Source organism: Serratia sp. (in: enterobacteria), assembly GCF_052400455.1.
GTDB classification, from domain to species: Bacteria; Pseudomonadota; Gammaproteobacteria; order Enterobacterales; family Enterobacteriaceae; genus Serratia; species Serratia ureilytica.
On record NZ_CP185812.1, the window covers coordinates 2,440,647 to 2,466,047 of the forward strand.

Annotated in this window: 20 protein-coding genes and 1 pseudogene; 6 read left to right on the plus strand and 15 right to left on the minus strand. The window is 59.1% G+C overall.

Annotated elements, in window-relative coordinates; all coding sequences use genetic code 11:
- Positions 1–22: 22 nt before the first annotated feature.
- From ACORQT_RS11900 to ACORQT_RS11915, 4 genes are all read right to left on the minus strand, one after another.
- Positions 23–811 carry a spermidine synthase gene (locus ACORQT_RS11900; protein ID WP_033643034.1) on the minus strand — a complete coding sequence of 263 codons (789 nt, stop codon included), beginning with the start codon at positions 809–811 and terminating at the stop codon, positions 23–25.
- Positions 812–845: 34 nt separating this feature from the next.
- Complete coding sequence (gene fabZ / locus ACORQT_RS11905; protein ID WP_033643035.1) at positions 846–1,301, minus strand: 3-hydroxyacyl-ACP dehydratase FabZ; 456 nt, start codon at positions 1,299–1,301, stop codon at positions 846–848.
- A gap of 188 nt (positions 1,302–1,489) precedes the next feature.
- On the minus strand, positions 1,490–1,984 hold the full coding sequence (locus ACORQT_RS11910; protein ID WP_025302805.1) for a TIGR00645 family protein: 495 nt from the start codon (positions 1,982–1,984) through the stop codon (positions 1,490–1,492).
- Between the two features lie 94 nt (positions 1,985–2,078).
- Positions 2,079–3,278: an MFS transporter gene (locus tag ACORQT_RS11915; RefSeq protein WP_164057754.1), complete on the minus strand. Its 1,200-nt coding sequence runs from the start codon at positions 3,276–3,278 to the stop codon at positions 2,079–2,081.
- Positions 3,279–3,375: 97 nt separating this feature from the next.
- Here ACORQT_RS11915 and ACORQT_RS11920 point away from each other — a divergent pair, with 97 nt between their 5' ends.
- Positions 3,376–4,317 carry a LysR family transcriptional regulator gene (locus ACORQT_RS11920; protein WP_108680709.1) on the plus strand — a complete coding sequence of 314 codons (942 nt, stop codon included), beginning with the start codon at positions 3,376–3,378 and terminating at the stop codon, positions 4,315–4,317.
- Between the two features lie 6 nt (positions 4,318–4,323).
- Here ACORQT_RS11920 and ACORQT_RS11925 read toward each other — a convergent pair whose 3' ends face one another.
- Both ACORQT_RS11925 and ACORQT_RS11930 read right to left on the minus strand, forming a co-directional pair.
- Positions 4,324–4,617, minus strand: a complete 294-nt coding sequence (locus tag ACORQT_RS11925) for a SelT/SelW/SelH family protein (RefSeq protein ID WP_025159743.1) — start codon at positions 4,615–4,617, stop codon at positions 4,324–4,326.
- Positions 4,618–4,744: 127 nt separating this feature from the next.
- Positions 4,745–5,980: an NAD(P)/FAD-dependent oxidoreductase gene (locus ACORQT_RS11930; RefSeq protein ID WP_342192600.1), complete on the minus strand. Its 1,236-nt coding sequence runs from the start codon at positions 5,978–5,980 to the stop codon at positions 4,745–4,747.
- A gap of 191 nt (positions 5,981–6,171) precedes the next feature.
- Here ACORQT_RS11930 and ACORQT_RS11935 point away from each other — a divergent pair, with 191 nt between their 5' ends.
- The 3 genes from ACORQT_RS11935 to adhP all read left to right on the plus strand — a co-directional run bounded on the left by ACORQT_RS11935 (position 6,172) and on the right by adhP (position 9,478).
- The gene (locus ACORQT_RS11935; protein ID WP_042784477.1) at positions 6,172–6,957 is read left to right on the plus strand and encodes a sulfite exporter TauE/SafE family protein; all 786 of its coding nucleotides are present in this window, start codon (positions 6,172–6,174) and stop codon (positions 6,955–6,957) included.
- 110 nt (positions 6,958–7,067) lie between these two features.
- Complete coding sequence (blh, locus tag ACORQT_RS11940) at positions 7,068–8,264, plus strand: bifunctional sulfur transferase/dioxygenase Blh (RefSeq protein ID WP_444859429.1); 1,197 nt, start codon at positions 7,068–7,070, stop codon at positions 8,262–8,264.
- 197 nt (positions 8,265–8,461) lie between these two features.
- Entirely contained in the window at positions 8,462–9,478 is a 1,017-nt protein-coding gene (gene adhP, locus ACORQT_RS11945) for an alcohol dehydrogenase AdhP (protein WP_033643042.1), read from the plus strand.
- A 60-nt stretch (positions 9,479–9,538) separates the two neighbouring features.
- Here the strand turns inward: adhP and exaC are convergent, their stop codons facing one another.
- Positions 9,539–11,059, minus strand: a complete 1,521-nt coding sequence (gene exaC, locus ACORQT_RS11950) for an acetaldehyde dehydrogenase ExaC (RefSeq protein WP_444859414.1) — start codon at positions 11,057–11,059, stop codon at positions 9,539–9,541.
- Between the two features lie 275 nt (positions 11,060–11,334).
- Here exaC and ACORQT_RS11955 point away from each other — a divergent pair.
- Positions 11,335–13,111, plus strand: a pseudogene (locus ACORQT_RS11955) (sigma-54-dependent Fis family transcriptional regulator).
- 56 nt (positions 13,112–13,167) lie between these two features.
- Here the strand turns inward: ACORQT_RS11955 and ACORQT_RS11960 are convergent.
- The gene (locus tag ACORQT_RS11960) at positions 13,168–14,085 is read right to left on the minus strand and encodes an ABC transporter substrate-binding protein (RefSeq protein WP_089191740.1); all 918 of its coding nucleotides are present in this window, start codon (positions 14,083–14,085) and stop codon (positions 13,168–13,170) included.
- A 149-nt stretch (positions 14,086–14,234) separates the two neighbouring features.
- Between ACORQT_RS11960 and ACORQT_RS11965 the strand changes: the two genes are divergently transcribed.
- Positions 14,235–15,428 (plus strand): MFS transporter, encoded by a 1,194-nt coding sequence (locus tag ACORQT_RS11965; protein WP_089191741.1) that lies wholly within the window; start codon positions 14,235–14,237, stop codon positions 15,426–15,428.
- A 30-nt stretch (positions 15,429–15,458) separates the two neighbouring features.
- On the opposite strand, the gene ACORQT_RS11970 is transcribed toward ACORQT_RS11965, so the two are convergent.
- The 7 genes from ACORQT_RS11970 to ACORQT_RS12000 all read right to left on the minus strand — a co-directional run bounded on the left by ACORQT_RS11970 (position 15,459) and on the right by ACORQT_RS12000 (position 24,838).
- Entirely contained in the window at positions 15,459–16,271 is an 813-nt protein-coding gene (locus ACORQT_RS11970) for a hypothetical protein (protein ID WP_085336909.1), read from the minus strand.
- A 22-nt stretch (positions 16,272–16,293) separates the two neighbouring features.
- Positions 16,294–17,466, minus strand: a complete 1,173-nt coding sequence (locus ACORQT_RS11975; protein ID WP_164057751.1) for an MFS transporter — start codon at positions 17,464–17,466, stop codon at positions 16,294–16,296.
- On the minus strand, positions 17,463–18,272 hold the full coding sequence (locus tag ACORQT_RS11980) for a hypothetical protein (protein ID WP_164057750.1): 810 nt from the start codon (positions 18,270–18,272) through the stop codon (positions 17,463–17,465). Before ACORQT_RS11980 ends, ACORQT_RS11975 begins: the two co-directional genes overlap by 4 nt.
- 3 nt (positions 18,273–18,275) lie before the next feature.
- Complete coding sequence (locus ACORQT_RS11985) at positions 18,276–19,724, minus strand: radical SAM protein (RefSeq protein WP_164057749.1); 1,449 nt, start codon at positions 19,722–19,724, stop codon at positions 18,276–18,278.
- Positions 19,724–21,001, minus strand: coding sequence for a glycosyltransferase family 2 protein (locus ACORQT_RS11990; RefSeq protein ID WP_033650419.1), 1,278 nt, complete (start codon positions 20,999–21,001; stop codon positions 19,724–19,726). The genes ACORQT_RS11985 and ACORQT_RS11990 overlap by 1 nt, the downstream gene beginning before the upstream one ends.
- 76 nt (positions 21,002–21,077) lie before the next feature.
- Complete coding sequence (locus ACORQT_RS11995) at positions 21,078–22,454, minus strand: glycosyl transferase family 2 (protein ID WP_444859415.1); 1,377 nt, start codon at positions 22,452–22,454, stop codon at positions 21,078–21,080.
- 278 nt (positions 22,455–22,732) lie between these two features.
- On the minus strand, positions 22,733–24,838 hold the full coding sequence (locus tag ACORQT_RS12000) for a putative bifunctional diguanylate cyclase/phosphodiesterase (RefSeq protein ID WP_033650416.1): 2,106 nt from the start codon (positions 24,836–24,838) through the stop codon (positions 22,733–22,735).
- Positions 24,839–25,401 lie beyond the last annotated feature (563 nt).

The following is a 25,401-nucleotide window of genomic DNA, read 5'->3' on the forward strand; positions in this document are numbered from 1 at the left end:
CAGACAGCGCCGCCGCTCGTCTTTAGCGGAAATGCAGCCGCTCTATCTTGCGTGACAGGTAGCCGAGTTCGCAGTTGAACAGCTCGCCGCTGCCGGCGGCCAGCGTGCGCAGCGTGCTGAGCGGCAGCGACACCTGGGCCGGCGTAGCATAAATGATCACGTTGCCGCTGGGGGCGATGCAAAACAGCACGGTGGCGAATATCCGGTGCAGGCTGTGGTACAGCAGGCTGTTTTCGTCGGGCAGATCGTGGTAATTCAGCACCAGCCAGCCCCCGTCATTCAGCCGCGCGGCGCAGTTCTCCAGGAATGTCTGGGTGCCTTGCTGCGGATCCATGGCGAACGCCGAATAGAGATCGGAGAAAATCAGATCGTAACGCGTCTCGGCGGGCGGGCGCACGAAGTCCATGGCGTCGGCGGTGCGCAGGCTGATGGTGTCGGTGGCCGGCAGCGTAAAATAGCGGCGTGCGACGGCGATTACCGCGGCGCGCAGCTCGACGACCTCCAGGCGCATAGCCGGATCGAGCGCGTGCAGCGCACGCAGCAGGCTGCCGCCGCCTAACCCCAGGATCAACGCCGACGTCGGCGGCTGCCAGGCCACCGCCATCAGCATCGCTTTGATGTAGTTGTGGATCGGCTGTGCGGGGTTGCTGAGGCTCATCTTGCTTTGCTCGCAGATGCCGTCAAACCGCAGCGTGCGGTAGTCCTTGTGATCGGAAACGATGATTTCGCCCCAGGCGTCGGCTTCGCGAGCGATCACCTGGCCACGCGGGGAGAAATCGAGGGTTCTGAGTAAGCTGTCAACCAGAGACATGGTATTCGCAGGGCTCCTTTGGCAAGCGGCCTGTTTACTTACGGGCGCACATGAAATCGGCGGTGCAAATGCGCCGGCCATCGATGCTGGCACGACCGGTGAAGCGGGCGATCGCGCCGCGCCGGCGTACAAAGGCGACCTCCATCAACACCTGGTCGCCGGGACGGGCGGCGCGATAAAACCGCGCCCGCTGAATGGAAGCGAAGTAGTAATGTTCCCCTTCGTTAAGCGCCCCGAGATAGTAATGCGCCAGCAGACCGGTGCTTTGCGCCAGCGCTTCCACCAACAACACGCCAGGAAAACCGGCGAAGCGCGCATGGCCGCTCCAGAACGTCGGCTCATTGGCGGTGATGTTCTTGATGGCGCTCAGCCGCCCTTCGGCGATGCAGGTGCCGGCGGGCAGCACGCGATCGACCAACAGACAGGGATAGCGATGAGGCAGAATCGCCTGAATATCGTGGAATTGCAGGGGGTGACCATGTAATGGCATGGGGGAGCGTGATCCTGTCTGCGGCGAATCCGGCGCGATGGCCGGCGTTCGGTCCATAATGAGTGTAATGACATTATAATAAAATTATCATCAGATGTGCCAGATGAAAGACATGACGGCGACGACGGTTGGGAAACAGCGAAGGAGGGGAAGACACCCGATCCTGACGATCGGGCGTGGCGGCGCGTTTAGTGCTTGGAGCGGGTCACCTTGTCCAAATAACCCATCACGAAGGCGGAGAGCACGAAGGTGAGGTGGATGATCACATACCACATCAGCTTGTTGTCTGGCACGTTCTTGGCGTCCATAAACACCCGCAGCAGATGGATGGACGAGATGGCGACGATAGACGCGGCGACTTTGTTTTTCAGCGAGGTGGCGTCCATTTTGCCCAGCCAGCTCAGCTTTTCTTTTCCTTCGGTGATATCCAACTGCGAGACGAAATTTTCGTACCCGGAGAACATCACCATCACCAGCAGCCCGCCGACCAGCGCCATGTCGACCAACGACAGCAGGGTCAGGATCAGATCGGCTTCAGCGACGGAGAAAATGTTGGGCAGGACGTGCAGGATCTCCTGAAAAAATTTGATAGACAGGGCGACCAGGGCCAGTGAAAGGCCGAAATAAACCGGCGCGAGCAGCCAGCGGGAGGCGTACATCGCGTTTTCTAGCAAGCGTTCCATCATAAAATTGTTTTGAATGCGTAGCAAAAAGGGCGCTCAGTATAGCGCAAGAGGCCTGGGTGAAATCAACCGCTTGCGCCAGTAGAGGGCGATATCAGGCCGCTACGCGTGCCGTTTTGCGCCCGCAGCGGATCCACAGCGCCACGGCCCCCGCCGCCGTCGCCAGCGCCACGACGCCCGGCCAGCCCGCGCTTGCCAGAATGCGGCTGCCGAGGGCGGCGCCGGTCGCCATGCCGATGAATACGCCGGTGAACAAGAGGGCGTTCAAGCGGCTGCGGGCCGCCGGATCAAGACCGTAGACGATGGTCTGGTGTGCGATCAGCGTCGCCTGGATGCCTAGATCGAATCCGACGGCGCTCAGCGCAATGAGCGCCAGCTGCGCCGGGAGCGGCAACAGCGGAAGCAGAAACATCAGGGCGAAGGCGGCCAGGACCAGTGCCGCGCCGATGCGGGTCACGGCGTCAGGGCCGTGCCGATCGGCCAGGCTTCCCGCCAACGGCGCCGCCAGCGCACCCGCCGCCCCCGCCAGACCAAACGCGCCGGCCGCCGCGCTGCCGATCTGGTAGCGCTCCGCCAGCATCAACGCCAGCGTTGACCAGAAAGCGCTGAAGCCCAATGACAGAAAGCCTTGCGCCAGCGTTGCACGCCGCAGCTCGGGATACGCGGCCCACAGATGCCCCAGCGAGCGCAGCAGCGCGGGGTAACTCAGCGCGTTATGGGGGCGAAGACGCGGCAACATGCGCCAGATAGCCAGCGTGATCGGCAAAACGCCCAGCGCCGCCAGCGCGTAAACGCTGCGCCAGCCGGCGAACTCGGCGAGCGCGCCGCTGAACACGCGCGACAGCAGAATACCGGCCAATAGCCCGGTCATCACCGCGCCGACGGTTTTGCCGCGGCTGGCCTCCGGCGCCAGCGTGGCGGCGGCGGGGATAATGTCCTGGGCGACGGTGGCGGTCAGGCCTATCGCCAGGCTGCTGAGCAATAACAGCGGGAATGAGGCGGCAAACGCGCAAAGCAGCAGCGTCAGCGTCAGCAGCGCGCCTTTGATCAGAATGATCCGCCGGCGATCGTACCGGTCGCCCAGCGGCGCCAACAGTAAAATGCCCAGCGCATAACCCAACTGGGTCAGCGTCGGCACCATGCCGGCATCGGCGACGCCGGCGTGGAAATCGGCGCCCATCATGCCGAGCATGGGCTGGCTGTAATAGATTGAAGCGACGCTGAGGCCGGCGCCGGCGGCCAGCAGAAACACGACGTTGTCGGACGGGGCGCCGTTGGTGGCGGTGGTGCTCATGGCAAAGATCCCTGCAAAGTGAATGTGCGGCCATTTTTACCGCTTGCTTCATTCCGCTGTAGCCCCCTCGCAGGTAAAACTGTTATACACTTAACGTATGAATAAAATTAATTTACCCAACGGCGACCGCATAACTTTGCTGCATACGCTGGTGCGCATCGTCGAAAGCGGCAGCCTGTCGGCGGCGGCGCAGCAGCTGGGCACCTCACAACCGACGATCAGTCGGCGTCTGCAGGCGTTGGAGCAGCTGCTGGGCGCCAAACTGATCCAGCGGACGACTCACGCCCTCAAACTGACCGACGACGGCGAGCGCTGTTACCGCCAGGCGCGGGGGCTGATCGAGCAATGGCAAAGCCTGGAAGAAGGGCTGGGCGGCGCGCGCGACGAACCGGTCGGGGTGTTGCGCGTGCGGGCGCCGCACGCTTTCGGCCAGGATCAACTGATCGGTCCGTTGGGCGAGTACTTGCGGCGCTACCCGCAAACTTACGTTGAGTGGACGCTGAACGATCATTCTCCGGACTTTATTCCCGAAGGCGTGGATTGCGCCATTCACGTCGGTGCTGTGACCGATCCGTCGGTCGTGGCGGTGTTGCTGGCGGAGGTGCCGCGCAGCACGGTAGCGTCGCCGGCGCTGCTGACGAGCCGAGAACCGGTTCGCTGTCTTGACGATTTGGCGCGGTTGCCGTGGCTGGCGTTGAACAGTTTTTATCGCAATGAAGTGGTGCTGACCCATGTTGAGCGCGGCGAGCAGGGACGGTTCGATATCGCGCCGAGGTTGAGCACCGACAGCCTGTACGCGGTGCGCAAGGCGGCGCTGGAGGGGCTGGGCGTCGCGATTGTCTCCTCCTGGCTGGTGCGGGACGATGTGGCCGACGGGGCGCTGCAAACCGTGTTGCCGGCCTGGCGCGCCGCGCCGCTGCCTATCTACCTGCTGTATCCCTACGCCAGCTATTACCCGGCTCGCCTGCGCAAGTTCATGGAAATGATGAAAGAAGTGATGCCGCGCATTCTCGGCGCGCGGCCGCCGGCGGCGGGCTGATGCCGTTCAGTGTCGGGCTTTTTTGCCGTCGCTGTGGCCGAGGGAACGCTCGGGAAAGCTGTGATCGCGCAGCCGCTGCTTTAACTGCGCCGCATCGGGGAAGCCGCCGTCAATTTTGCGATCCCAAATCATCACGCCATCGACGCTGATTTGATACACCCCGCCGGTGCCCGGCATCAGGGTGACGGAGGCGAGATCGTCGCCGAAGGTATTGAGCAGCTCTTGCGCCATCCAGCCGGCGCGCAGCAACCAATTGCATTGTGAACAGTAGTGAATCGTAACGGCGGGGGCATTTTTCATCGTTGATTGACCGGTTAGTGGTGACGGCTTGCAATCAGCCTGATGGCTCGCAAGCGATGGTGGCTGTGTATCGCCAAATAGTCAAGCGCCTGCGGAAGCCGCGAGGCGCGGATAACGATGACGGTCGCTATGGTTTGCTTTTGGCAAACCATTCGACCCCGCGCAACATGCCCGCCCAGTAAAATTTGGGTAAAAACCAGGCCTTCAGCCACCATGCCATACGGCTGGGATGCGTGTTGTCCAACAGAGGAAAGGTGGGGAGCAATTTACTGTCGTAACCAAACTCCGCCAGAACAACCTTGCCTTTCTCTACCGTCAATGGGCAGGAGCCATAACCATCATACCGTGCCGCATCAGGGGCGCCGTTAAGCTGCGCCGCGATGTTCTCTGCCACCACCACCACCTGTTTGCGAGCCGCAGCCAGGGTTTTGGCATTTGGCGTGGCGCAACAGTCGCCAACCGCAAAAATCGTCTGCCACTGCTTATGCCGTAGGGTGAATTTATCCACGTCGCACCAACCTGACTCGTCAGACAACCCACTTTGTGAAATGAACGCCGGCGCAGATTGCGGCGGCACTACGTGCAGCATATCGAAGGGCAGTGTCACTTCGCGTTTGCCTTCTTCATCACCGTCCAGAGAAAAGGTCGCTTGCCGACGCTGCCCATCAACGCGAACTAAATTATGCCGGAAGTTGACCTGTGCGCGGTATTTTTTCAAGTAATCGGTCAGCGGAGGAACAAATTGCGGCACGCCGAATACCGCCGCGCCCGCCAGGCAAAAATTGACGTTAATATTATTAAGGACACCTTGTCGCCGCCAGTGATCGCATGAAAGGTATAAGGCTTTTTGCGGCGCGCCGGCGCATTTTATCGGAATTGGTGGTTGAGAAAATATCGCCTCGCCGCCTTGCATTTCACGAACCAGTTTCCAGGTGTATTCCGCAAGATCAAAACGATAATTAGAGGTGACGCCATTCATTCCCAACGTTTCTTCAAGACCCTCTATTTTATCCCAACGTAAAACGAGGCCGCAGGCAACAATAAGGAAGTCGTAGTTTATTTTCTGCCCTTGGCGGGTCTCGACATATTTTTGGCCGGGCTCCACTCTGACCACGCTATCCTGAATCCATGCGGTTCCTGGGGGGATGACGGCGCGCATGGAACGCCGCGTTTTATTGATATCAAAAAGCCCGCCGCCCACCAAGGTCCATGCCGGTTGATAATAATGACAGTCGCCAGGTTCAATTACCGTTATATCAATGCCTTTAACTCGCTTCGTTATGCTTGCCACGACGCTTATTCCAGATGAACCACCGCCAATAACAACAACTTTTTTCTGGGTGTTTATTTTTTCCGGTTTCATGCAGGCCTCCTTTCATAAGAAAGTAGGGGGTTAATGCCCAGATTAAAAGGGAATTCATAGAACTTATGGTTATATTGAAAATCACATATTCGATTTAGCTATATGTAATAGCTAAATGTAATAAGTTATTTGACAATCAATGCGAACTGATCGTTAATAAATGCCACAAACACCGTTCAGGAATTAACGCATTGGATTTTTTCCATTTTACTTTTTATACCCTGATGTTATTGGTGATAACCGGAGGAATAGTCGGATTTCTCTTGGCCCTGACAGGCGGAGGCGGCTCCATCGTTTGTGTGCCGCTGCTGCTGTATATGGTGCAAATCCCGGATACGCATTTGGTGATAGGCACCAGCGCCATGGCCGTCGCCGTCAGTGCGCTGCTCAACCTTTTTGCGCACGCCGCCAAAGGAAACGTCCGGTGGCGAACCGGCATTGTCGTGTCGCTGGTCGCGGTGGCCGGGACGCTGGCAGGTTCACAGATGGGAAAAATCACGGACGGGCGCTATCTAACCCTGCCTTTCGCTTTGCTGATGCTGATTGTCGCCGGATTAACGCTGAAAAAAAATCACCGGGCCGGCAACGGGTTGGCTTCCCCGGATGCAACCTTTCATCCCGCCATCGTGTGGCCCAGCGTGTTGGCGCTCGGCGCGGTGGCCGGCTTTCTGGGTATCGGCGGCGGATTTTTAGTGGTGCCGGCGCTGCTCTGGTTTTTCCGCTTTTCGCTGCTTGAAGCGGTGGCCACCTCGCTGGTGGTGGTTTCTGCCATGGGGTTATCGACGAGCGCAAGCTATGCCTTGTCCGGCAAGGTGTCGCTCGTCATCACGTGCTGGCTGATCGTCGGCGGTGTTCTGGGGGGCGTCGTGGGGGTTGCGCTCACCGAACGCCTGAAGAAACGCGAGGACATTATCCGTGTGCTCTACGCCGCCATGCTCTTGGTGCTGGCCCTTTATATGCTTTTTAAAAGCTTATAAGACAGAAGGAAAAAATATGCGCATCCGTACATACCATCATCAGCTCTCCTTTTCGGGGGGCGCCCGCAGCGAGTGATTTCGCTACCCTGCATCAACAAGGCTACCGGCTTATCGTCAACAACCGGCCAGATGAAGAACCGGGGGAGCATCTATCCCATCAGCAAGAGAAAACGCTGGCTGAAGGCATGGGCATAGACTACGTCTATCTTCCTTACACGTTCGACACGCTGACCTGGGAGACCGTTTATACCTTCCATTACCTGTTGCGGCGGGGCAAGAAGACCCTGGCGCACTGCCGGAGCGGGGCGCGCTCAGCCTGCCTTGCTCTGCTGCATGCGCTGCGCGAAGGGCGGATCGATGAAGCGCGATTCCGCAGCCAATGCGAAGAATATGGCGCGGATGCCGATAAGGCGCTCAGCTGGTATCGCCGGCATCAGTCCGTTCAGTCTCATGCGCAAGTGCACGCATTTTATGAGCCGGAAAGCGGCAGCCTGCAGTATGTCGTCGCCGATCCCGAGGCGCGTCGCTGCGCCATCATCGACCCGGTACTGGATTTTGACCGCCGATCGGGCACGGTATCGCATCAGCAGGCGCACACCATTTTGAGCTTTATCCGGCAGCAAGGGTGGGGCGTGGCCTGGGTGCTGGATACGCACCCGCATGCCGACCATTTTTCTGCCGCAACTTGGCTGGCGCAGAAAACCGGCGCCCTCAGCGGCATAGGCGAAAAAATCACCGCCGTGCAGGGGCTGTGGCAAGACATCTATAATTTGAAGGAACTGCCTCCCGCCGAGACCGTGTGGGATGCGCTGTTTGCGGATGGGGACGTCTTTTTTATCGGCAACCTGCGCGCTGAAGTCTTGCTGTCTCCTGGCCACACCCTGGCTTCCGTCACGTATCACATTGCCGATGCGGCGTTTATTCACGATACGTTTTTCATGCCTGACAGCGGCACCGCAAGGGCCGATTTCCCCGGCGGAAATGCGGAAGCCCTGTGGGATTCGTTGCAGCGGATCTTGAGCCTGCCAGCGGATACCCGCCTGTTTACCGGCCACGATTATCGCCCGGCGGGGCGTGAGGCCCGCTGGGAAAGCACCGTGCGAGAGCAGCGCGAGAACAACCCCTGGGTGGTCAACATGGATAAAGCCCAATTTATCGCGCAAAGAAAGCAGCGAGACGCCACATTGCCGCATCCGGAATTGATGCTGATGGCGCTGCAGGTCAACATTCGCGGCGGCGTTCTGCCTGATTGCGAAGATGATGGGCGGCACTACCTCAAAATCCCTGTTAATCGCTTCAAGGGGTAAATCAAGCCAGAGAGGCGCGATCGTTCACGGCTGCCAATCTCAAGGCGATCGCGCCGTCTGTTAATGGTTTTTTATGAAATAATCAGACTGATTCATATTTAATTATTTGTTTTTACACAAAACACGCGGCGCTTGCCCTCGCCGAATACAGTCACTACATTAACAACTGTACTTCCCACACTGCTAAGGAAAACACCATGAAAGCTGCCGTAGTGACGAAAAACCATACCGTAGACATTCAGGATAAAGTACTGCGCCCGCTGAAGCACGGCGAAGCGGCGTTGAAAATGGAGTGTTGCGGGGTGTGCCACACCGATTTGCACGTGAAAAACGGCGATTTCGGCGAGGTGCCGGGCATTACGTTGGGGCATGAGGGCATCGGCGTGGTCTCCGCAGTCGGTGAGGGCGTCACCTCGTTAAAAGTGGGTGACCGCGCCAGCGTCGCCTGGTTTTACCAGGGTTGCGGCCACTGCGAATACTGCGTCAGCGGCAACGAGACCCTGTGCCGCTCGGTGAAAAACGCCGGCTACAGCGTTGACGGCGGCATGGCGGAAGAGTGCATCGTGGTGGCGGACTACGCGGTGAAAGTGCCGGACGGGCTCGATTCTTTCGCCGCCAGCAGCATCACCTGCGCCGGCGTCACCACCTACAAGGCGGTGAAGATTTCCGATATCAAGCCGGGGCAGTGGATCGCCATCTATGGCCTGGGCGGGCTGGGCAACCTGGCGTTGCAGTACGCCAAGAACGTGTTTAACGCCAAAGTGATCGCCATCGACGTCAATGATGGCCAGCTGGAGTTCGCCAAACAGATCGGCGCCGATCTGACTATCAACTCCAAAACGCAAAACGCGGAGGAGATCATTCAGCAGCAAACCGGCGGCGCTCACGCGGCGGTGGTGACGGCGGTGGCGAAAGCCGCCTTCAACTCTGCGGTCAATGCGGTGCGCGCCGGCGGTAAAGTGGTGGCCGTGGGGCTGCCGCCGGAGAGTATGGATCTGAGCATTCCGCGCCTGGTGCTGGACGGCATTCAGGTGGTGGGTTCGCTGGTGGGCACGCGCGAAGATCTGAAAGAGGCGTTCCAGTTCGCCGCCGAAGGCAAAGTGACGCCGAAAGTGACCAAACGGCCATTGGGTGATATCAACGCCATCTTCGAGGAGATGAAGGCGGGCACCATTCGCGGTCGCATGGTGATCGATCTCGGCATGGCGAAGTAGGCCACGCGAAAAAAGAAGGCCACCTGCGGGTGGCCTTCTTGTTATCTCATTACGCCGGCTTCAGAACAGGCCCAGCGGTTTGGCGTCGTAGCTGACCAGCAGGTTTTTCACCTGCTGATAGTGCGACAGCGCCGCCTTGTGGGTCTCGCGCCCGATGCCGGAGTTTTTGTAGCCGCCGAACGCGGCGTGCGCCGGGTACAGGTGGTAGCAGTTGGTCCATACGCGGCCGGCCTTGATCGCGCGTCCCATGCGGTAGGCGCGGTTGATGTCGCGGGTCCACAGCCCGGCGCCCAGCCCGAACTCGGTGTCGTTGGCCAGCGCCAGGGCTTCGGCCTCATCCTTGAAGGTGGTGACGCCAATCACCGGCCCGAAGATCTCCTCGCGGAAGAAACGCATGCTGTTGTCGCCGGTGATCAGCGTCGGCTGCAGGTAGAAACCGTTTTGCACTTCGTCGCCGCGCTGAGCGGGCTCGCCGCCCGCAACGATTTTGCCGCCCTCGTTTTTAGCGATGTCGATGTAGGACAGGATCTTGTCGTACTGCTGTTTTGACGCCTGGGCGCCGATCATGGTCTCGGTGTCGAAGGGATCGCCCTGGCGGATGGTGGCGATACGCGCCAGCACTTTCTCCATAAACTGCGGGTAGATGGACTCCTGGATCAGCGCGCGTGAAGGGCAGGTGCAAACCTCTCCCTGGTTGAAAAAGCCCAGCACCAACCCCTCAACCGCCTTGTCGATAAACGCCGGCTCCGCCTGCATGATGTCTTCAAAATAAATGTTCGGCGATTTGCCGCCCAGCTCGACGGTGCTGGGGATGATGTTCTCCGCCGCACAGGCGAGAATGTGGCGGCCGACCGGCGTGGAGCCGGTGAAGGCGATTTTTTCGATGCGTTTGCTGCGCGCCAGCGCTTCGCCGGCCTCGGCGCCGAAACCTTGCACCACGTTGAGCACCCCCGGCGGCAGCAGATCGCCGATCTCTTCCATCAGCACCCTGATGCCGAGCGGCGTCTGTTCCGCCGGTTTCAGCACCACGCAGTTACCGCCCGCCAGCGCCGGCGCCAGTTTCCAGGCGGCCATCAGCAGCGGGAAGTTCCACGGGATAATCTGGCCGACCACGCCCAGCGGTTCATAGATATGGTAGGCCACGGTATTTTGGTCGATCTCCGCCGCGGTGCCTTCCTGCGCGCGCAGGCAGCCGGCGAAGTAGCGGAAATGGTCGACCGCCAGCGGCAGATCGGCATTCAGGGTTTCGCGGATCGGTTTGCCGTTGTCCCAGGTTTCGGTCAGCGCCAGCATCTCCAGCCGCGACTCGATGCGATCGGCGATCGCCAACAGCACATTGGCGCGTTCCTGCACGCTGGTTTTACCCCAGGCGTCCGCCGCCGCATGCGCCGCGTCAAGCGCCAGCTCGATGTCTTTGGCGTCGGAACGCGGGAATTCGGCGATCGGCTGGCCGGTCACCGGCGAGGTGTTGGTGAAGTAGTTGCCGGATACCGGTTCGACAAATTTGCCGCCAATGTAGTTGCCATAGCGTTGACGGAACGAAACCAGTGAGCCAGGCAAACCGGGGTGAACATATTTCATGTGAAGCACCTCTCTGCAGATGATAACCGGCGCTATTGGGCTGCGCCTGTGAGTGCGGCCTGTCGCCGCAGCACAGAGAAGCACGCCCCGTGCCAGACTAGCGACGAACGTAGCGTTCGTAAAAAAATGGCTATTTATTAAAACGTTAAGCACTGATGTGGGTAAGCCAATCGAGCGGTGCCGCTGCCGCCGATGATTTTTTGTGTTCCGTGTCGCAACGTCTGATACACATCCATGATACATATTTGCAACACTTGCAGCCGGGGGAGAAACGCATGTTGCCTGACGATCGCTTGCTCACTGAGAGCGCCAGTTTGCTGACCCACCCGCTGGCGGAATCCTGGCAGCGCAGCCGCAGTTACGGCCTGACGCGCGCCGATCAACATATCCCGTTTATCAAAGCCGGTCTGCTCGAAGAACTGCGCAGCCGCAACGACTGGGTGCCGCAACGGGTACAGCCGCTGATCGAACAGTTGGGCGCGCAAATTACGCGTCAACCGGCCATCGTGGTGATCGCCGACGCCGACGGGCTGGTGTTGGAAACCCGTGGCAATCACGATTTTCTGCACAAGGCGTCGCGCTTTGCGCTGGCGCCGGGCAACCAGTGGGGAGAAGCGGAGCGGGGCACCAACGCCATCGGCACTGCGCTGGCGCTGGGCGCTTTCTGCGAAGTGCGCGGCGATCAGCATTTTCTCAACCAAAACGCCGGATTGAACTGCACCGCCGCGCCGATCTACCGGCCGGATGGCCATATTGCTGGCATACTGGATCTCTCTGCCCCGGCCCAGTGCCCGTATCCTGATGCGCAGCGTCTGATCATGCAGGCGGTGCGCCATATCGAACACCGCTGGGTCAGAAGCGCGATCGCCGATCGTCACTGGACGCTGCGCCTGCACGCCGACGCTGGGCGCCTGGGCAGCGCGCAGGAACTGCTGCTGGTGTTTCACGACGAAGTGCTGATCGCCGCCAATCGGCTGGCGATGGTCGAGTTCCAACTCTCGCCGGCCGCATTCGGCTCGCTTGAATTCGCTCAGCTGTTCCCCGATCTGTTGCGGCAACCCTCCGGCGCGCCGCGCCAGACGCTGGCCGGCAATCAACGGCACTATTATTCGCTGCTCGAGGCGCCCCAACGCCGCGTTAGCGCCCTGCGTTCGACGCCGCCGGCGGAACAGCACGACGAGCAGCATCAGAAAGCGTTGCGCATTCTCAACGCCGGCCTTTCTCTGTGCGTGACCGGCGAAACCGGCTGCGGCAAGGAGCACTTCAGCCGCCGCCTGTTTCAGGAAAGTCGCTGGCGCAACGGCAACTTCGTGGCGATCAACTGCGCGGCGCTGCCGGAACCGCTGATCGAGTCCGAACTGTTCGGCTATGCGCCGGGGGCGTTTACCGGCGCCAACCCCAAAGGTTATATCGGCAAGATCCGCGAGGCGGATGGCGGCGTGCTGTTCCTCGATGAAATCGGCGACATGCCGGCGGGCCTGCAAACGCGCCTGCTGCGGGTGTTGCAGGAGAAAACGGTCACGCCGCTCGGCAGCCGCAGCGCCTATGCGGTCGATTTCGCGCTGGTTTGCGCGACGCACCACGATCTGCATTGGCAGGTGCAAACGGGGGGCGTTTCGCGAAGATTTATTGTATCGCATACAGGAATACAGCCTGCGCATCCCGCCGCTCAGAGAGCGGGCGCAATTGGAGACCTTCATTCTACAGCTGTGGCGGGAGCTGGGCGGCGAGCGGCGCGACATTCGCCTGTTGCCGGAGGCGCTGGCGATGCTGGCGCGCTATCCGTGGCCCGGCAACGTGCGGCAATTGTTAAGTACGCTCAAGGTGCTGCTGGCGCTGGCGGACGATCGCGCGGTGATCACCCTGGACGATCTGCCGCAGTCGATCGCGGTACTGTCGCCGCGCCAGGCATGCGCCGACGCCGGCGGCGAGGATCTGCAGGCGGCGATCGACAGGGCGGGCGGCAATCTCAGCCGGGCGGCGAAGGCGCTCGGCGTTTCGCGCAGCACGCTGTACCGCAAGCTGGGGAGGCGAAAAGCGGCAGAGGAATGACGCTTCTCGATTGACCGGCGATAAGGCCCGCTGCGCGGGGCCTGTTTGTTGCTCTCTCAATCCCCCAGTCCCGGCGGGTTAATCTCGGAATGGGCAATCTTCTCGTCGCTCTCCGCCCAGCGGTCCAACACCTGCAGATAACTGCCGTTGGCGATGGCGCTGTTGAGCGAAGCCTGCACCGCGTCCACCAGGCCGTTGCCTTTCTTCAGCGTGACGGCGATGTTGGCGGTCTTCGGCCAGCCGCCGGGCACGATGCCCACCAGCCGGGTTTTACCGGTCAGCCGCGCCTGATAAGCGCCGGAGACGTTGGGCCCGAAGGTGGCGTCGGCGCGGCCCGACTGAATGGCCAGCGTGGAGGCGGCCTTATCGGTGACGTACACCGGCTGCAGCGGCGCTAATCCCTTGGCGCGGTTCTCCTTGTCCCAGGCCAGCAGTACCGCTTCCTGATTGGTGCCGGAATCGACGATGATCTTTTTACCGGCGATATCCGGCGCCGTTTTGATCTGGGTGATTTTACTGTCGGACTTGACGTAGAAGCCCAGCGTATCCTGCCGATAGGTGGCGAAATCGAATTTGGTTTTGCGTTCGTTGGTCACGGTGATGTTGTAAACCGCGGCGTCATATTTGCCGGAGGCCACCCCCAGCGGCCAGTCTTCCCACGACGTGGGCACCAGCCTGAGTTTCAACCCCAAACCGTCGGCCACCAGGCGCGCGATGTCCGCCTCGCTGCCGATCACCGTTTTATTGTCGCGGGCGTACAGGCCGAACGGCGGGCCGCTGCCCAGCAGGGAAATGGCGACCGTCAGCGTGCCGGGTTCCACGAACCGGAAGCCGGCGGGGATTTTGGCCACGGCTTCGGCGCTCTTCACCGTGTGGATCGGCGTTTCGTTGGCGACGAGATCCACGCCCGGTGCGGCGGCGGCGGAAAAACTCAGCAGCGCCGCAATCACTATCATCTTTTTGCTATATATCATTATGTTAATTACCTTCATTATTATGGGTGTCACACGGTCGTTGCACTATCTCTAAAGGCTGCAGATCTGTGAACGAACAAAATCAACTAACCAATCTTGGAAAAATCATGAGGCGCCTCTGGCGGCGCTGAATCGATCGAGGATGAACCATGTCGTCGCGTTTCGCTACGTTGGGCCGCATACCGCGCGGCGTGTGGGTATTGGGTGGCGTGAGCCTGCTGATGGACGTTTCCTCGGAAATGATCCATAGCCTGTTGCCGCTGTTTATGGCGACGACGCTCGGCGCCAGCGTGATTGTCATCGGTCTGATCGAAGGGCTGGCGGAGGCGACGGCGTTGATCGTCAAGGTGTTCTCCGGCATGCTCAGCGATTACCTCGGCAAACGCAAAGGGCTGGCGCTGCTGGGCTACGGGTTGGGCGCCATCAGCAAACCGTTTTTCGCCATCGCGTCGTCGTCCGGCATGGTGATGAGCGCGCGCCTGCTGGATCGCGTGGGCAAAGGCATTCGCGGGGCGCCGCGTGATGCCCTGGTGGCCGACGTGACGCCGCCGGAAATTCGCGGCGCGGCTTTCGGGCTGCGCCAGTCGCTGGATACCGTCGGCGCCTTTTTAGGGCCGCTGCTGGCCGTCGGTCTGATGCTGCTGTGGCACAACGATTTTCGCGCCATCTTCTGGGTGGCGGCGATCCCGGCGGCGCTGGCGATTGCGCTGCTGTTTTTCGGCCTGAAAGAGCCGGCCGCCACGATAACCCACAAGCGCACCAACCCGATCACTCGCGCCAACCTGCGGCTGCTGGGGCGCAGCTATTGGTGGGTGGTGAGCATCGGCGCGATCTTCACGCTGGCGCGCTTCAGTGAAGCGTTCCTGGTGTTGAAGGCGCAGCAGGGCGGCACGCCGCTGGCGCTGATCCCGCTGGTGATGGTCGCCATGAATCTGGTCTACGCCTGCTCGGCCTATCCGTTCGGAAAACTGTCCGACCGCATGAGCCATGAAGGATTGCTGAAAGCCGGGTTGCTGGTGCTGATCGCCGCTGACCTGGTATTGGCGCTGAGCGATCATTGGGGCGGGGTGCTTTTTGGCGTCGCGCTGTGGGGCGTGCACATGGGCATGACCCAGGGGCTATTGGCGGCGATGGTGGCACATACCGCGCCGGCGCACCTGCGCGGCACCGCGTTCGGCATGTTCAATCTGATCAGCGGCGTGGCGCTGCTGCTGGCGAGTCTCGGGGCCGGAACCCTGTGGGAGCTGTTCGGTTCCGCCTCCACCTTCTACGCCGGGGCGCTCATCTGCGTGGTGACGCTTATCGGCATGAAGCTGGCGCCGTTCGGCGAACGGCGGCCGTGAAAGCGGCGGCGCTCAACGCCGCCGCGCGGTTTACGCCGGATGGGCGTCATTCTCGTTGCCGCCAATCGCCAGGTAATCCGTGTAGATTTGCGGCGCGCCGGAGAAAGACGCCAGTGTTTTCCACTCGTCGTACATGCGTTCGGTGTCCTGATGCTCGGCCACGAACCTGAGCGCTTGCTCGGTTGAGACATCGAGCTCCGGATGGAACGCGTTGAGCGACGCCAGACTTTCAATGATCAGCATCACCGCGTATTGGTCCAGCCGGTTGCCGCTCTGGCCCTTCAGCAGGTGAAACTTCCAGCCCGGGTAGTCTTCCACGCGGTGGATGTTGTCGGTAATGAACCGTTCAAACCGCTGGGGCGAGACGCCCGCTTTAAGCGCCAGGTTATGAATGCCGATGACACGCTGAATGCTTTCCTTCCCCGGTTCGCTGCGGTAATTGGGGCCGGGCGGCAATGAACTGCGGCTATTCTCGGCCACCAGACGGTAACAGGTGTAAAGGGTCGGCAGTTCGGCGAAGGTCGCGAAGGTTTTCCACTCCTCAATCAGCGCGGCGGCCTCCGGACGCTGCCGCCAAAAGGCGTGCGCCTCGTCGGTCAGCTCGCCGTTGCCGTCGATATAGCGCGCGTAGGTGGCGGCGTCTTTAGCCTGATAAACCATCAGGTACTGATTTTCACGCTCGCCGCGCAGGCCGCGCAGCAGCGTCCATCGCCAGCCGGGATAGGCCGGGATGGCGACGCCTTTACGGCGAACGAACGCTTCGAAACGATCCGAGGCGACGCCCCGTTTCAGGTTGATTCCCACGTAGTGCAGGGAGAAAACCGGCGTGGTTGATGCATGCATTAAACGATCCTCGCAAGTTAAGTTAGTGAGATGTGTTCGTCACGGCTTTGGCGCTGATGCTGACCAGCAACAGGCACAGCAGCGTGCAGCCGAAAGCCAGGGCCAGGCTGGTGTAATTGGCGATAAAACCGATCAGCGCCGGGCCGGTTAATAAGCCGAGATAGCCGACCAGCGTCACGGCCGGAAACGCCTGGCCAGGCGGCACCTGTTTTTGATTGCCGACGGCGTTGAACAGAATGGGAACGATGTTGGCGATGCCCAGGCCGGCGAGCATCAACCCGCCAAAGGCGGCCGATGCCAGAGGGACGGTGACGGTCAACAGCACGCCCGCCGCGGCGCACAGGCTGCCGAGCAGCAGAGTGCGAAAGCGCCCGATTGCGCCGATCAGCCTGTCGCCATACAGCCGCCCGCAGGCCACGGCGACGGCGTACAGCGTGAACCCGATCCCCGCCTGCGATTTGGCCACGCCGCGCTCGGCATGCAGGAATAATGCCGACCAGTCGAGCATCGCCCCCTCGGTCAGGAACACGAAGAAACAGAGCAGGGCGATAAACAGGATCTTGCCGTGGGCCAGCGCCCACCGCGCGCCGCCCCGTCCCCGCTCGCCGATGCCGCCGTGCGCCAGTAAATCGCCGGCGACGATCAGCAGCAGGATCGCGATGAGGAGGGCGATCAGGCCGATGGCCTGGGCCGGGGCGAGGCCCGCCAGCAGCAACAGACTGACGCCGCCGGCGCCGGCAATGCCGCCAAGGCTGTAGAAGCCATGAAAGCCGGACATTTTCGCCTGGCCGCTCTCCCGCTCGACGATTATCGCCTGTGAGTTCATCGCCACATCCATGATGCCGTTGACGGCGCCAAATACCCCCAATGCCGCCCCCATCAACAGCGACTCATCGAGTAACGCCAACAGCGGCAAGTCGACGCACAGCAAGGCGCCAGCGCCCAGCAACACGGCGCGGCACCCCAGTTTGGCGATCAGATACCCGGCGAAGGGCATGATCGCCATGGAGCCGGCGGCGAGGCAAAACAGCAGCAAACCGAGCGCGCCGTCATCGATGCCCAATCGCGCTTTCACGAAAGGGATCAACGGCGCCCAGGCGGCCATGCCCAACCCGGCGAGGAAGAAGATCGCTCGGGTGGCGATTTGCCGGCGATGATTCTCTGCGGCCTCCCCGGTTAGCCAAGGCAGCATCATGACGATCGGCTCTGTGCGACGGACAGATAATCGGTATAAATCTGCGGTGAACCGGAAAATGACGCCAGTTGCTTCCACTCTTCATACATTTGCTTGGTGTCGCGATGCGCTTTGGCGAAGGTTGCCGCTTCGGCGGTGGCGATATCGGGCTCCGGATAGAACACGTCCAGCGCCGCCAGGCTGACGATTTCCATCATCACCGCGTACTGGTCGAGCCGATTGCCGCGTTCTCCCTTCAGCAAGTGAAACTTCCAGCCCGGATAATCCTCAATGCGATGGTGATTTTCGGCGATAAAGCGTTCGAATTGCGCCGGGGTCACGCCTTCGCGCAGCGCCAGATTGTGGATGCCGATAATGCGCGCCTCGGGCGGTTCGCCCGGCCGTTCCCGGTAGCGCGGGCCGGGCGGCACGTCGCTTTTTCTGTTCTCAGCCAGCAGGCGATAATCGCTGAACAGCGTCGGCAGCAGGCTGTAGGTGCCCAGTTTTCGCCACTCGGCGAGGATTTCCTGCGCGGCGGCATGCCGCCGCCAGAATTCGTGCGCGTGCGCCGTTCGCTGCCCGGTGGCGGTGACGTAACGATCGCGCTGCTCGGCGCTGTCAATCTCGTACAGCATCAGGTATTGCCCGACGCGTTCGCCGCGCAGGCCGCGCAGCAACGTCCAGCGCCAGCCGGGATAACAGGGGATATGCACGCCTTGTTCGCGCACGAAGGCTTCAAACTGTTGTGGCGTGACGCCGGCTTCGGTATCGATGCCGATGTAATAGAAGCTGAATACCGGTTTGGGATCGGAGACTGTCGTCGTCATCTTTCACTCCTGATTGGCGAATGCGGCGGAAAATTGGGTATTGATAATGGCTTCGACCAGCGTGACGCCGATGGGCGTGAGCGTCACGCACGGGCCATCGACAGTGACCAGCGCTTTATCCACCAGGGTTTTCAACGTGCGGCGGATGACCGGGTTAGCAAACAGGCTGTTGCCGTCAAAGCGCCGTTTAAACACCCGATCGTCCACCGGCAGCAAGGTGGAGAGCGCCATTTTGAAGGCGTTCACTTCACGCTGGATCGGGGAGAAACCGCGGCTTTCCTCGATGGGCAGGCGGTCTTGGTTGAGCGCCTCCTTGTACTTCTTGTAACCGGTGATGTTGATGGCTTCGGATCGCGTCGATTTGGAGCTGCCGCCCAAACCGATCGCCACTTCCGGATACTGCTTGTCGAGATCGGTGATGAGCGATTTCCACTTTTCCGGCTGTTGATCATTGCGGTGAAAGTACATGGTGGGGTGTTCGGTATAGCCGCCATTCAGGTAGTTCTCGACCAGCTCGCGCATTTGGTACTGTTTGCCCAGGCCAGGGAAGCGCAGGTTGTTGATGCTGATCAGCCCCTTTTTCTGCCACAGGCTTTCGCGCTCGCCCGAGACGCCGGTGCGATTTTTAATAAACTCATCCATGTGCAGTTTGGTGCAGACGACGTGCGACAGATTCAGCTCGAGGGTTTTTTCCATGTCGTATTTCACGTCGTCCACGCTTTGGCCCAGCATGCCGTAAATGAGATCCACGCTGACCCAATCAATGCCGAGCGCGCGCGCATGATGAATGGTCTCCACGCACTCTTCGGCCGAGTGCATGCGCCCGCAGGCGGTGATGATGTCGTCATTGAAGGATTGGGTGCCGAAACTGATTTTGCTGAAGCCGAGCTCTTTCAGCAGCGCCAGATAGGCTTTGTTCAGGGTGCCGGGCTCCCCTTCGAAGCGCAGGGTGGCGTTGGTGAAGTTAAAGTGGCTGAAGTAGAAGGCCATCATGCGGCGCAGTTCCGGCTCCGGCAGCAAGGACGGCGTGCCGCCAAAGACGTTGAATTCACCGATTTCCACTTCGGCCAGGCTGGGCACGCGCGCCAGCCACATTTGCGCCTCCTTGATGTTGAAATCGACCAAATCGCGGAATACCGCCTGAGAGGCGGGCGCCTTGGGATTGAGGATCACCGTGGGGTACTGACAAAAATGGCAGCGATAGCGGCAGGTCGGGATATAGGCCCAGAGGTGGATTTTGCCCGCCTGGCGAATGTCGGCCTCCATATCGGCAAAAAACGCGGCCAGCGGGTAGTCGACGAGATCGCCGGGGAACACGTGACAGCCGAACGGATCCTTATGGACGTACTCCAGAAAGGCCCGGTTTTCCGGTTGCGCCAGGAACGCGTTCACCCGCGGCGTGGGATAGTTTTCATCGATATCCAGCAATGAGTGCAAGGCTTCGTCGTTCATCAGAATACCCCTCCGTTGCCGAAATAGTTGTGGGCTTCGCCGGACTCGCGGTCTTCACAGAAGTAATAAACAAAGCGGGTGAAATCCTCGTCTTTGACCGTATCGAAGCAGGCCGGCAATGCGGGCGGGAAGCCGATATCGTCACCGACGGCGCGCCGCATGGCGGCAAACAGCGCATCGCGAAATTCGAGGTAGAGCCGATAGGCGGGGGTTTTATAGGCATGGATCGGTTTGAAATCGATGAGGCGCATCTCGTGTTTCAGCTCGTGAATGCGGCGGTAGAGGCTGTCGGCCAGCGGGCCGGAGAAGAAATCGCGCACTTCGCTGTTTTCCAACAGCAGATACGGATTGAGCAGCACCGGCAGTAAGATATTCTTTGGCGTGTAGTCCTTGACCGAGTAGTCCCAGGCCAGTTTCGCCTCCGCCGGCGTGGCGTCCGCCAGCGCGGTTTTCTGTCGCTCAACGTCCGGCCGGACGTCTTTCATGATAATGATGCCGTCCTTGCCGTAGGCGATGCCGTTGATCACCTCATCGAGAATGGTGTCCACCCGGCGGCTGTTGATCTCAACGTAAGCATGGCGAGCGTAAACCGGCTTGCCGCCGTAGGCGATGACCTTAATGCCGAAGTCCCAGTCGTCGGACAGGTGTTCGACAAAGCGGCCATGGTTGAGCTGGTAGAAGATTTCGATGCCGCCTACCGCGTCATACAGGCTGCGCTCCACCCCGAACCCTTTGCCGTCGGGGAAGCCGCCGAACAGGGAGAACGAAAATTCGCGCAGACGCAGCGTTTTTTGGATCTCGCGGAACAGGTTGGGGCGGTGCTCAAACTCTGCGGGAGGGTAGTAATAGTTGCAGGTGCCCAGGTCGCCTTGTTGCTCGATCATGGTATTCACCAGCTCGTAAAGCCAAAATGCATCCACGGTGCAATCGGCATCGGCGGAAACGATATAGTGCTTGCGTTTATTTCCCAGCCGGCTGTCGCGGGCTTTAGAACGCAGCGACGCATAGTCCATGCCGCGTTTTCTGGCCGAGGAGACACCCTGCACCGTTTCGGCGATAACATGAATGGCCATAGCCGGATGCCTTTCACTAAACGCGTTTATTTTAGCGACGGAATCATCGGTGGAGTTGTTATCAACGACAATCAGTTCGTAAGTGTCGTGGGTGATTAATTCATTCTTGGTGTGCTGATTGAACAGCGAAAGTAAAACCGCCTCAATACGGTCGCTTTCATTATAAACGGGCAGTACGACAGACACAAAAACAGTATCACGCATAGATCCTCCAAGGGCTAATGAAAGTCCACAGTTAGAAATGGCTTGTCTGAAAATGAAATGTCACGTCATTCGATGATTAGCTGATATTTAAGAACTCCATGACGTTGTTGGATAAAATCCGCTTGCCCAGCGCGTAATTCTTTTCCGCCACGCGCTTCATCTTCTCCTTGTTATTAATGAACCGGTAGACGTCCTGGATGAATTCGTCGTTCGGCGGCCCATCCTGTAACTCAGAGATCGGCATGACGGGCGCTTCAAACCCATGCCGGCCGTAGACTTCGTGATAATATTCGTAGCGAGTGGTGATATAGCAACGGCGGCAACTGATCGCTTCGCCGATAGGATTGCCATAGCTATCATAATCATACGAGGTGAGAAAAGAGACCAGGTCGCAAGAGTGATAGAGGTCCTCTATGCAAAACGCGTCGTTTTCCGAGCGCATATCGACATGAGGAAGCATGCCGACGAATTTGACATAGGGGAGAACATTCAGTTCCTGCGCCAATTTGGCGAGTTGCACATAACATGACGGATTTTCATATTCATTGCCGGCGATCGCCAAATAGGCGCGTCGCGTGTTGTGGTCGCGGATAAATAAATCGTTAAGCCGGCTGATAAGCACAATATCGCGATCCAATCTTTTCTGAGGGATGATGCGGGTGGTTCTGGCAATGAGAAGATCATTGTCGCGAATATTCATCTGCTTTCTGACATTCGTTCTTTCATGACTGTCTGAGAAGTCATAGGTATTTTTCTTTACCTCGACATGGACATCATGATTGCACCAGGCCTCCAGCTTTTGCTTAAGATCGTGATTGAGCGTGACATAGGTAATGTATTTTGAAGGGATAGGTTTGATGGCGTGAGAATAAGGCGGCGGGCCGTATTTGAGCACCTTTTTTTCGCTGTTCCACATCAGGTCATGATCGCGCCAGATGACGAAACGCGTCAGTCGATAACGTCGGCCATAATCTTCGATCGCCAGATACAGCGCTTTGGTATAGATGATGTTTTCCGGCAGCGTGCCGTTTTCTACTACCACATGGCTGATTGCGAGCGCTTCCCATTGGGCGACGAGGCGATCCGCCAGCTGCCGCGCCGTCAACGCGATGGTATGCAACAAAGCGGCTTTTTCTTGCTCGTCAATGGGCGTTTTCTGGCCGATCAACGCCGCGTGCGCGTAGTCGAGAAAGGCGGGGTGGTAATCTGGAATCGACGTGATGTCGTCCAGGCGGACCAGCGTAAAGACATCGCGGTAGATGTCATGCTCATGCTGATAGGGTTTATTAAAGTTTCCCTTATCAATCTTGATATCGTATCCCAGATCAAGATAAGAGCGAAATCCACAGGCTTGCAGTCGTTTGGCAATCTTCATTGCTTCCACCGTGATCCCCGAGACCGAGACGGCATCGAACGAAATGAACATTGCATTCTTCTCTTGCCTTTCGTGCATCGCAGTACCTCCTGCTATTATTTGTAGTGCATTGATTTAAATTAACTATTTCTTAACAAGTCTCCGGTAACGTTCCCAATTGAGTGGAAAAAGAATCGTTTTGACGCTCTGGAATACACTCAAATCTGACAGAACGGAAGCTTAACCGTTCAAAAATGTAAAGATACGTTTATGCTTTGTGAGGGCTCTCACAAATATTCCGGTGCGGGAGGCGTGAAACAAGCAGAGGAAAAGAGGGGGGGATCAAGCCCCCCGAATGTGGGGCATGCGATGCCGATTTAACGATTCGCCGTGCCGCCTTCGGCAGGCTGAAGTATCGCCTGCAGCAGCGTCGGCACCTGCTGGGATCCCACCGCCGGGCTGAACAAAAACCCCTGGCCGATATGGAAACCGGCTTCGCACAGCGTTTGGCGCTGCTGCTCGGTTTCCACGCCTTCGGCGATGATATCGATCGACAGCTTTTGACCGAGAATGCCGATGCTTTCCACGATCGCCAGGATCGCCGGTTCGGTGTTCATGCGTTGAATGAAGTCGCAGTCCAGCTTAATGCAGTCCAGCGGGTAGTCCATGATATGGCTGAACGAGGAGTGGCCAGTGCCGAAGTCGTCCAGTGCGATACGGATACCCATCTCTTTGAGCATGTGCAGCGCGCGCAGTACGTATTTCGAACCGTGCTTGTTGAACGCGTGTTCGGTCACTTCCAGTTCGATCAGGTGGTGGGGAATGTGGAACTTCAGCAGGCGTTGCAGGAAGGTTTCGGCGTAGTTGTCGCGTAAAAACTCGATCGGCGACACGTTCAGCGAAACGGGCCGCACTGCCACGCCGGCCGCACGCCAGCGGGCGATATCGGCGAAGACTTTCAGCTGCATGGCTTCGCTGATTTTGGTCGCCAGTTCGTAGTCGTTGAAGGCCTCGCTGACCGTCGCCGGCAGCTGTATGCCGTTTTGCGGGCAATGCCAGCGCAGCAGCGCTTCGAAGCCGACGATGCTGCCGTCGGCGAGGCTGACCTTCGGCTGGTAGTTGGGGCGAATGCAATTATCGCGCACGATCTGGCGCGCGTAGTTGAGCTGACTGGCGCGGGCGCGGGCTTTGTCCATCATCTTGCTGTCGAACATGTAGACGCCGCCGCGGCCGCCTTCTTTCAGTTCATACAGCGCGGTATCGGCGCACTTCATCAGCTCTGACGCATCGCGGGCATCTTTGGGATAGATGGCGCCACCGATGCTCATGCCGCAATGCAACGTCTTGCCGCCGTGGGTGATCGGTGTCTCCAGCTGCAGCAGAAACTTGTTGGCGATGCGGAAAATATCCTGCTCGTTTTCGACGTCGCTGATCACGACGGCGAACTCGTCGCCGCCGAGGCGAGAGACGAACGAATGGGTATTCATGCAGGCGCTGAGCCTTTTGCCCAGCACCCGCAGCAGATGATCGCCCGCCGCGTGGCCCAGCGTATCGTTCACCAGTTTGAAATGGTCAAGATCCAGCAGCATCAGCCCGAGCGACTTGTTGCCGTGCAGGGCGCGCTTCATCTCTTGCTTCAGCTTTTTCTTGAAGAGGCGTCGGTTGGGCAGGCCGGTCAGTTCGTCATACTCGCTGGCAAGCAGCAGGCGTTGCTCCATCACGCGCTGCGACGTCACATCCCGTGAGACGCACAAGATCTCGGCCACGGCCCCGTGCTCATCGCTGACGGGAGAGAGGATGTTGTCCCAATGCTGTTTTTTGCCCTGCGGCGTCACGCTCAATCCCGCGAAGCGCGCATTCTTACCGGCTTTGACGCTGCGCAACGCTTTGCTGCCGCGGCGGCGAACTTCGGGCGACAACAGCCCCAGCCAGGGCATGCCAAATTCTTTTTGCGCCGGATCGAGGCCGAGCGCCAGGCTGCCGGAGCGGTTCATGTGGCGCAGCGTGCCGTCGCGATTGATCACTTTGATGCAGTCAACGCTGGCGTCCAGCATGTCTTGCTGGATAGAGAGCGCCTGAACGTTTTGCTGGCGTTGCAGCATTTGCGGATGGATGTCGGTGGCGGTGAGGTACCAGCTGGGCTCCAGCGCCTTGCCGTCCTGGCGGGCGTTAAACGCCAGCATAAACCACCGGTAGGCGCCGCTGCGTTCGCGCAGACGGGCTTCGCCGGCGAACGAGGAGAGGGCAACGATGGCCTGGCGCCATTGCGCGGCCAGGCGTTCGCGATCGTCAGGGTGCAGGGCCTCGAGCCAGTCTGCGGCGCCGTGCTCACCGGCGATTGCGCCGGTATAGTCGCGCCACTGCTTGTTGAAGTAACCGCCAAGGCGGTTGCCGAAGCAGATCAGACCCGGCAAGTCGTCTACGATTTCGCTGTAGAGGTCGATCGGATTTTTGTTATTGGTCTGCTCGGGCAACAGGCTCATGCGGTATTTCCTCGGAAAATTACCCATATTCTTGCTCTATAGCAGAGCCTCTTTCAATATAGTCTTGCCAATGAAAATGGGAATAGCCAGCGGGCGCGGCTAAAAATCGGCCTGGTAGCATGAAATAGATTACGCAAGAACGCATTAGGAATACTCCTGTTATTTATAAGCCCCTCTTATATTGCATCGAAAAATAAGTGCTCCGACCAGGCGGTTTAATAACCGTAAAAAAGTAATCAAACCTGATGTTTCTTTTTGAGGAAATGTTCAGTCTTTCTGCTGCTCTTTCACTCGTCATACCGCCTCTCTTATGCATCATGACTGACAAAATCCGCATGCCGGGCGGTAAAAAGCGCCATGTTATGCCCGGCTCAGCGGTGGCCGACGCACTTGTCGCCGACGTATGCGGTGAAAGTTATGATGCAAATCAAGAAATGTTTTGTTTCATCTGTTGACACTTTGCTTACGTATAAGATAGCCTCGCGAATGAAAATCATTAACAAAACTGGATAATTGAGCGGGATGCACTCACAGCCTGATTCTCGCGCTTCGGCCGGATGGCC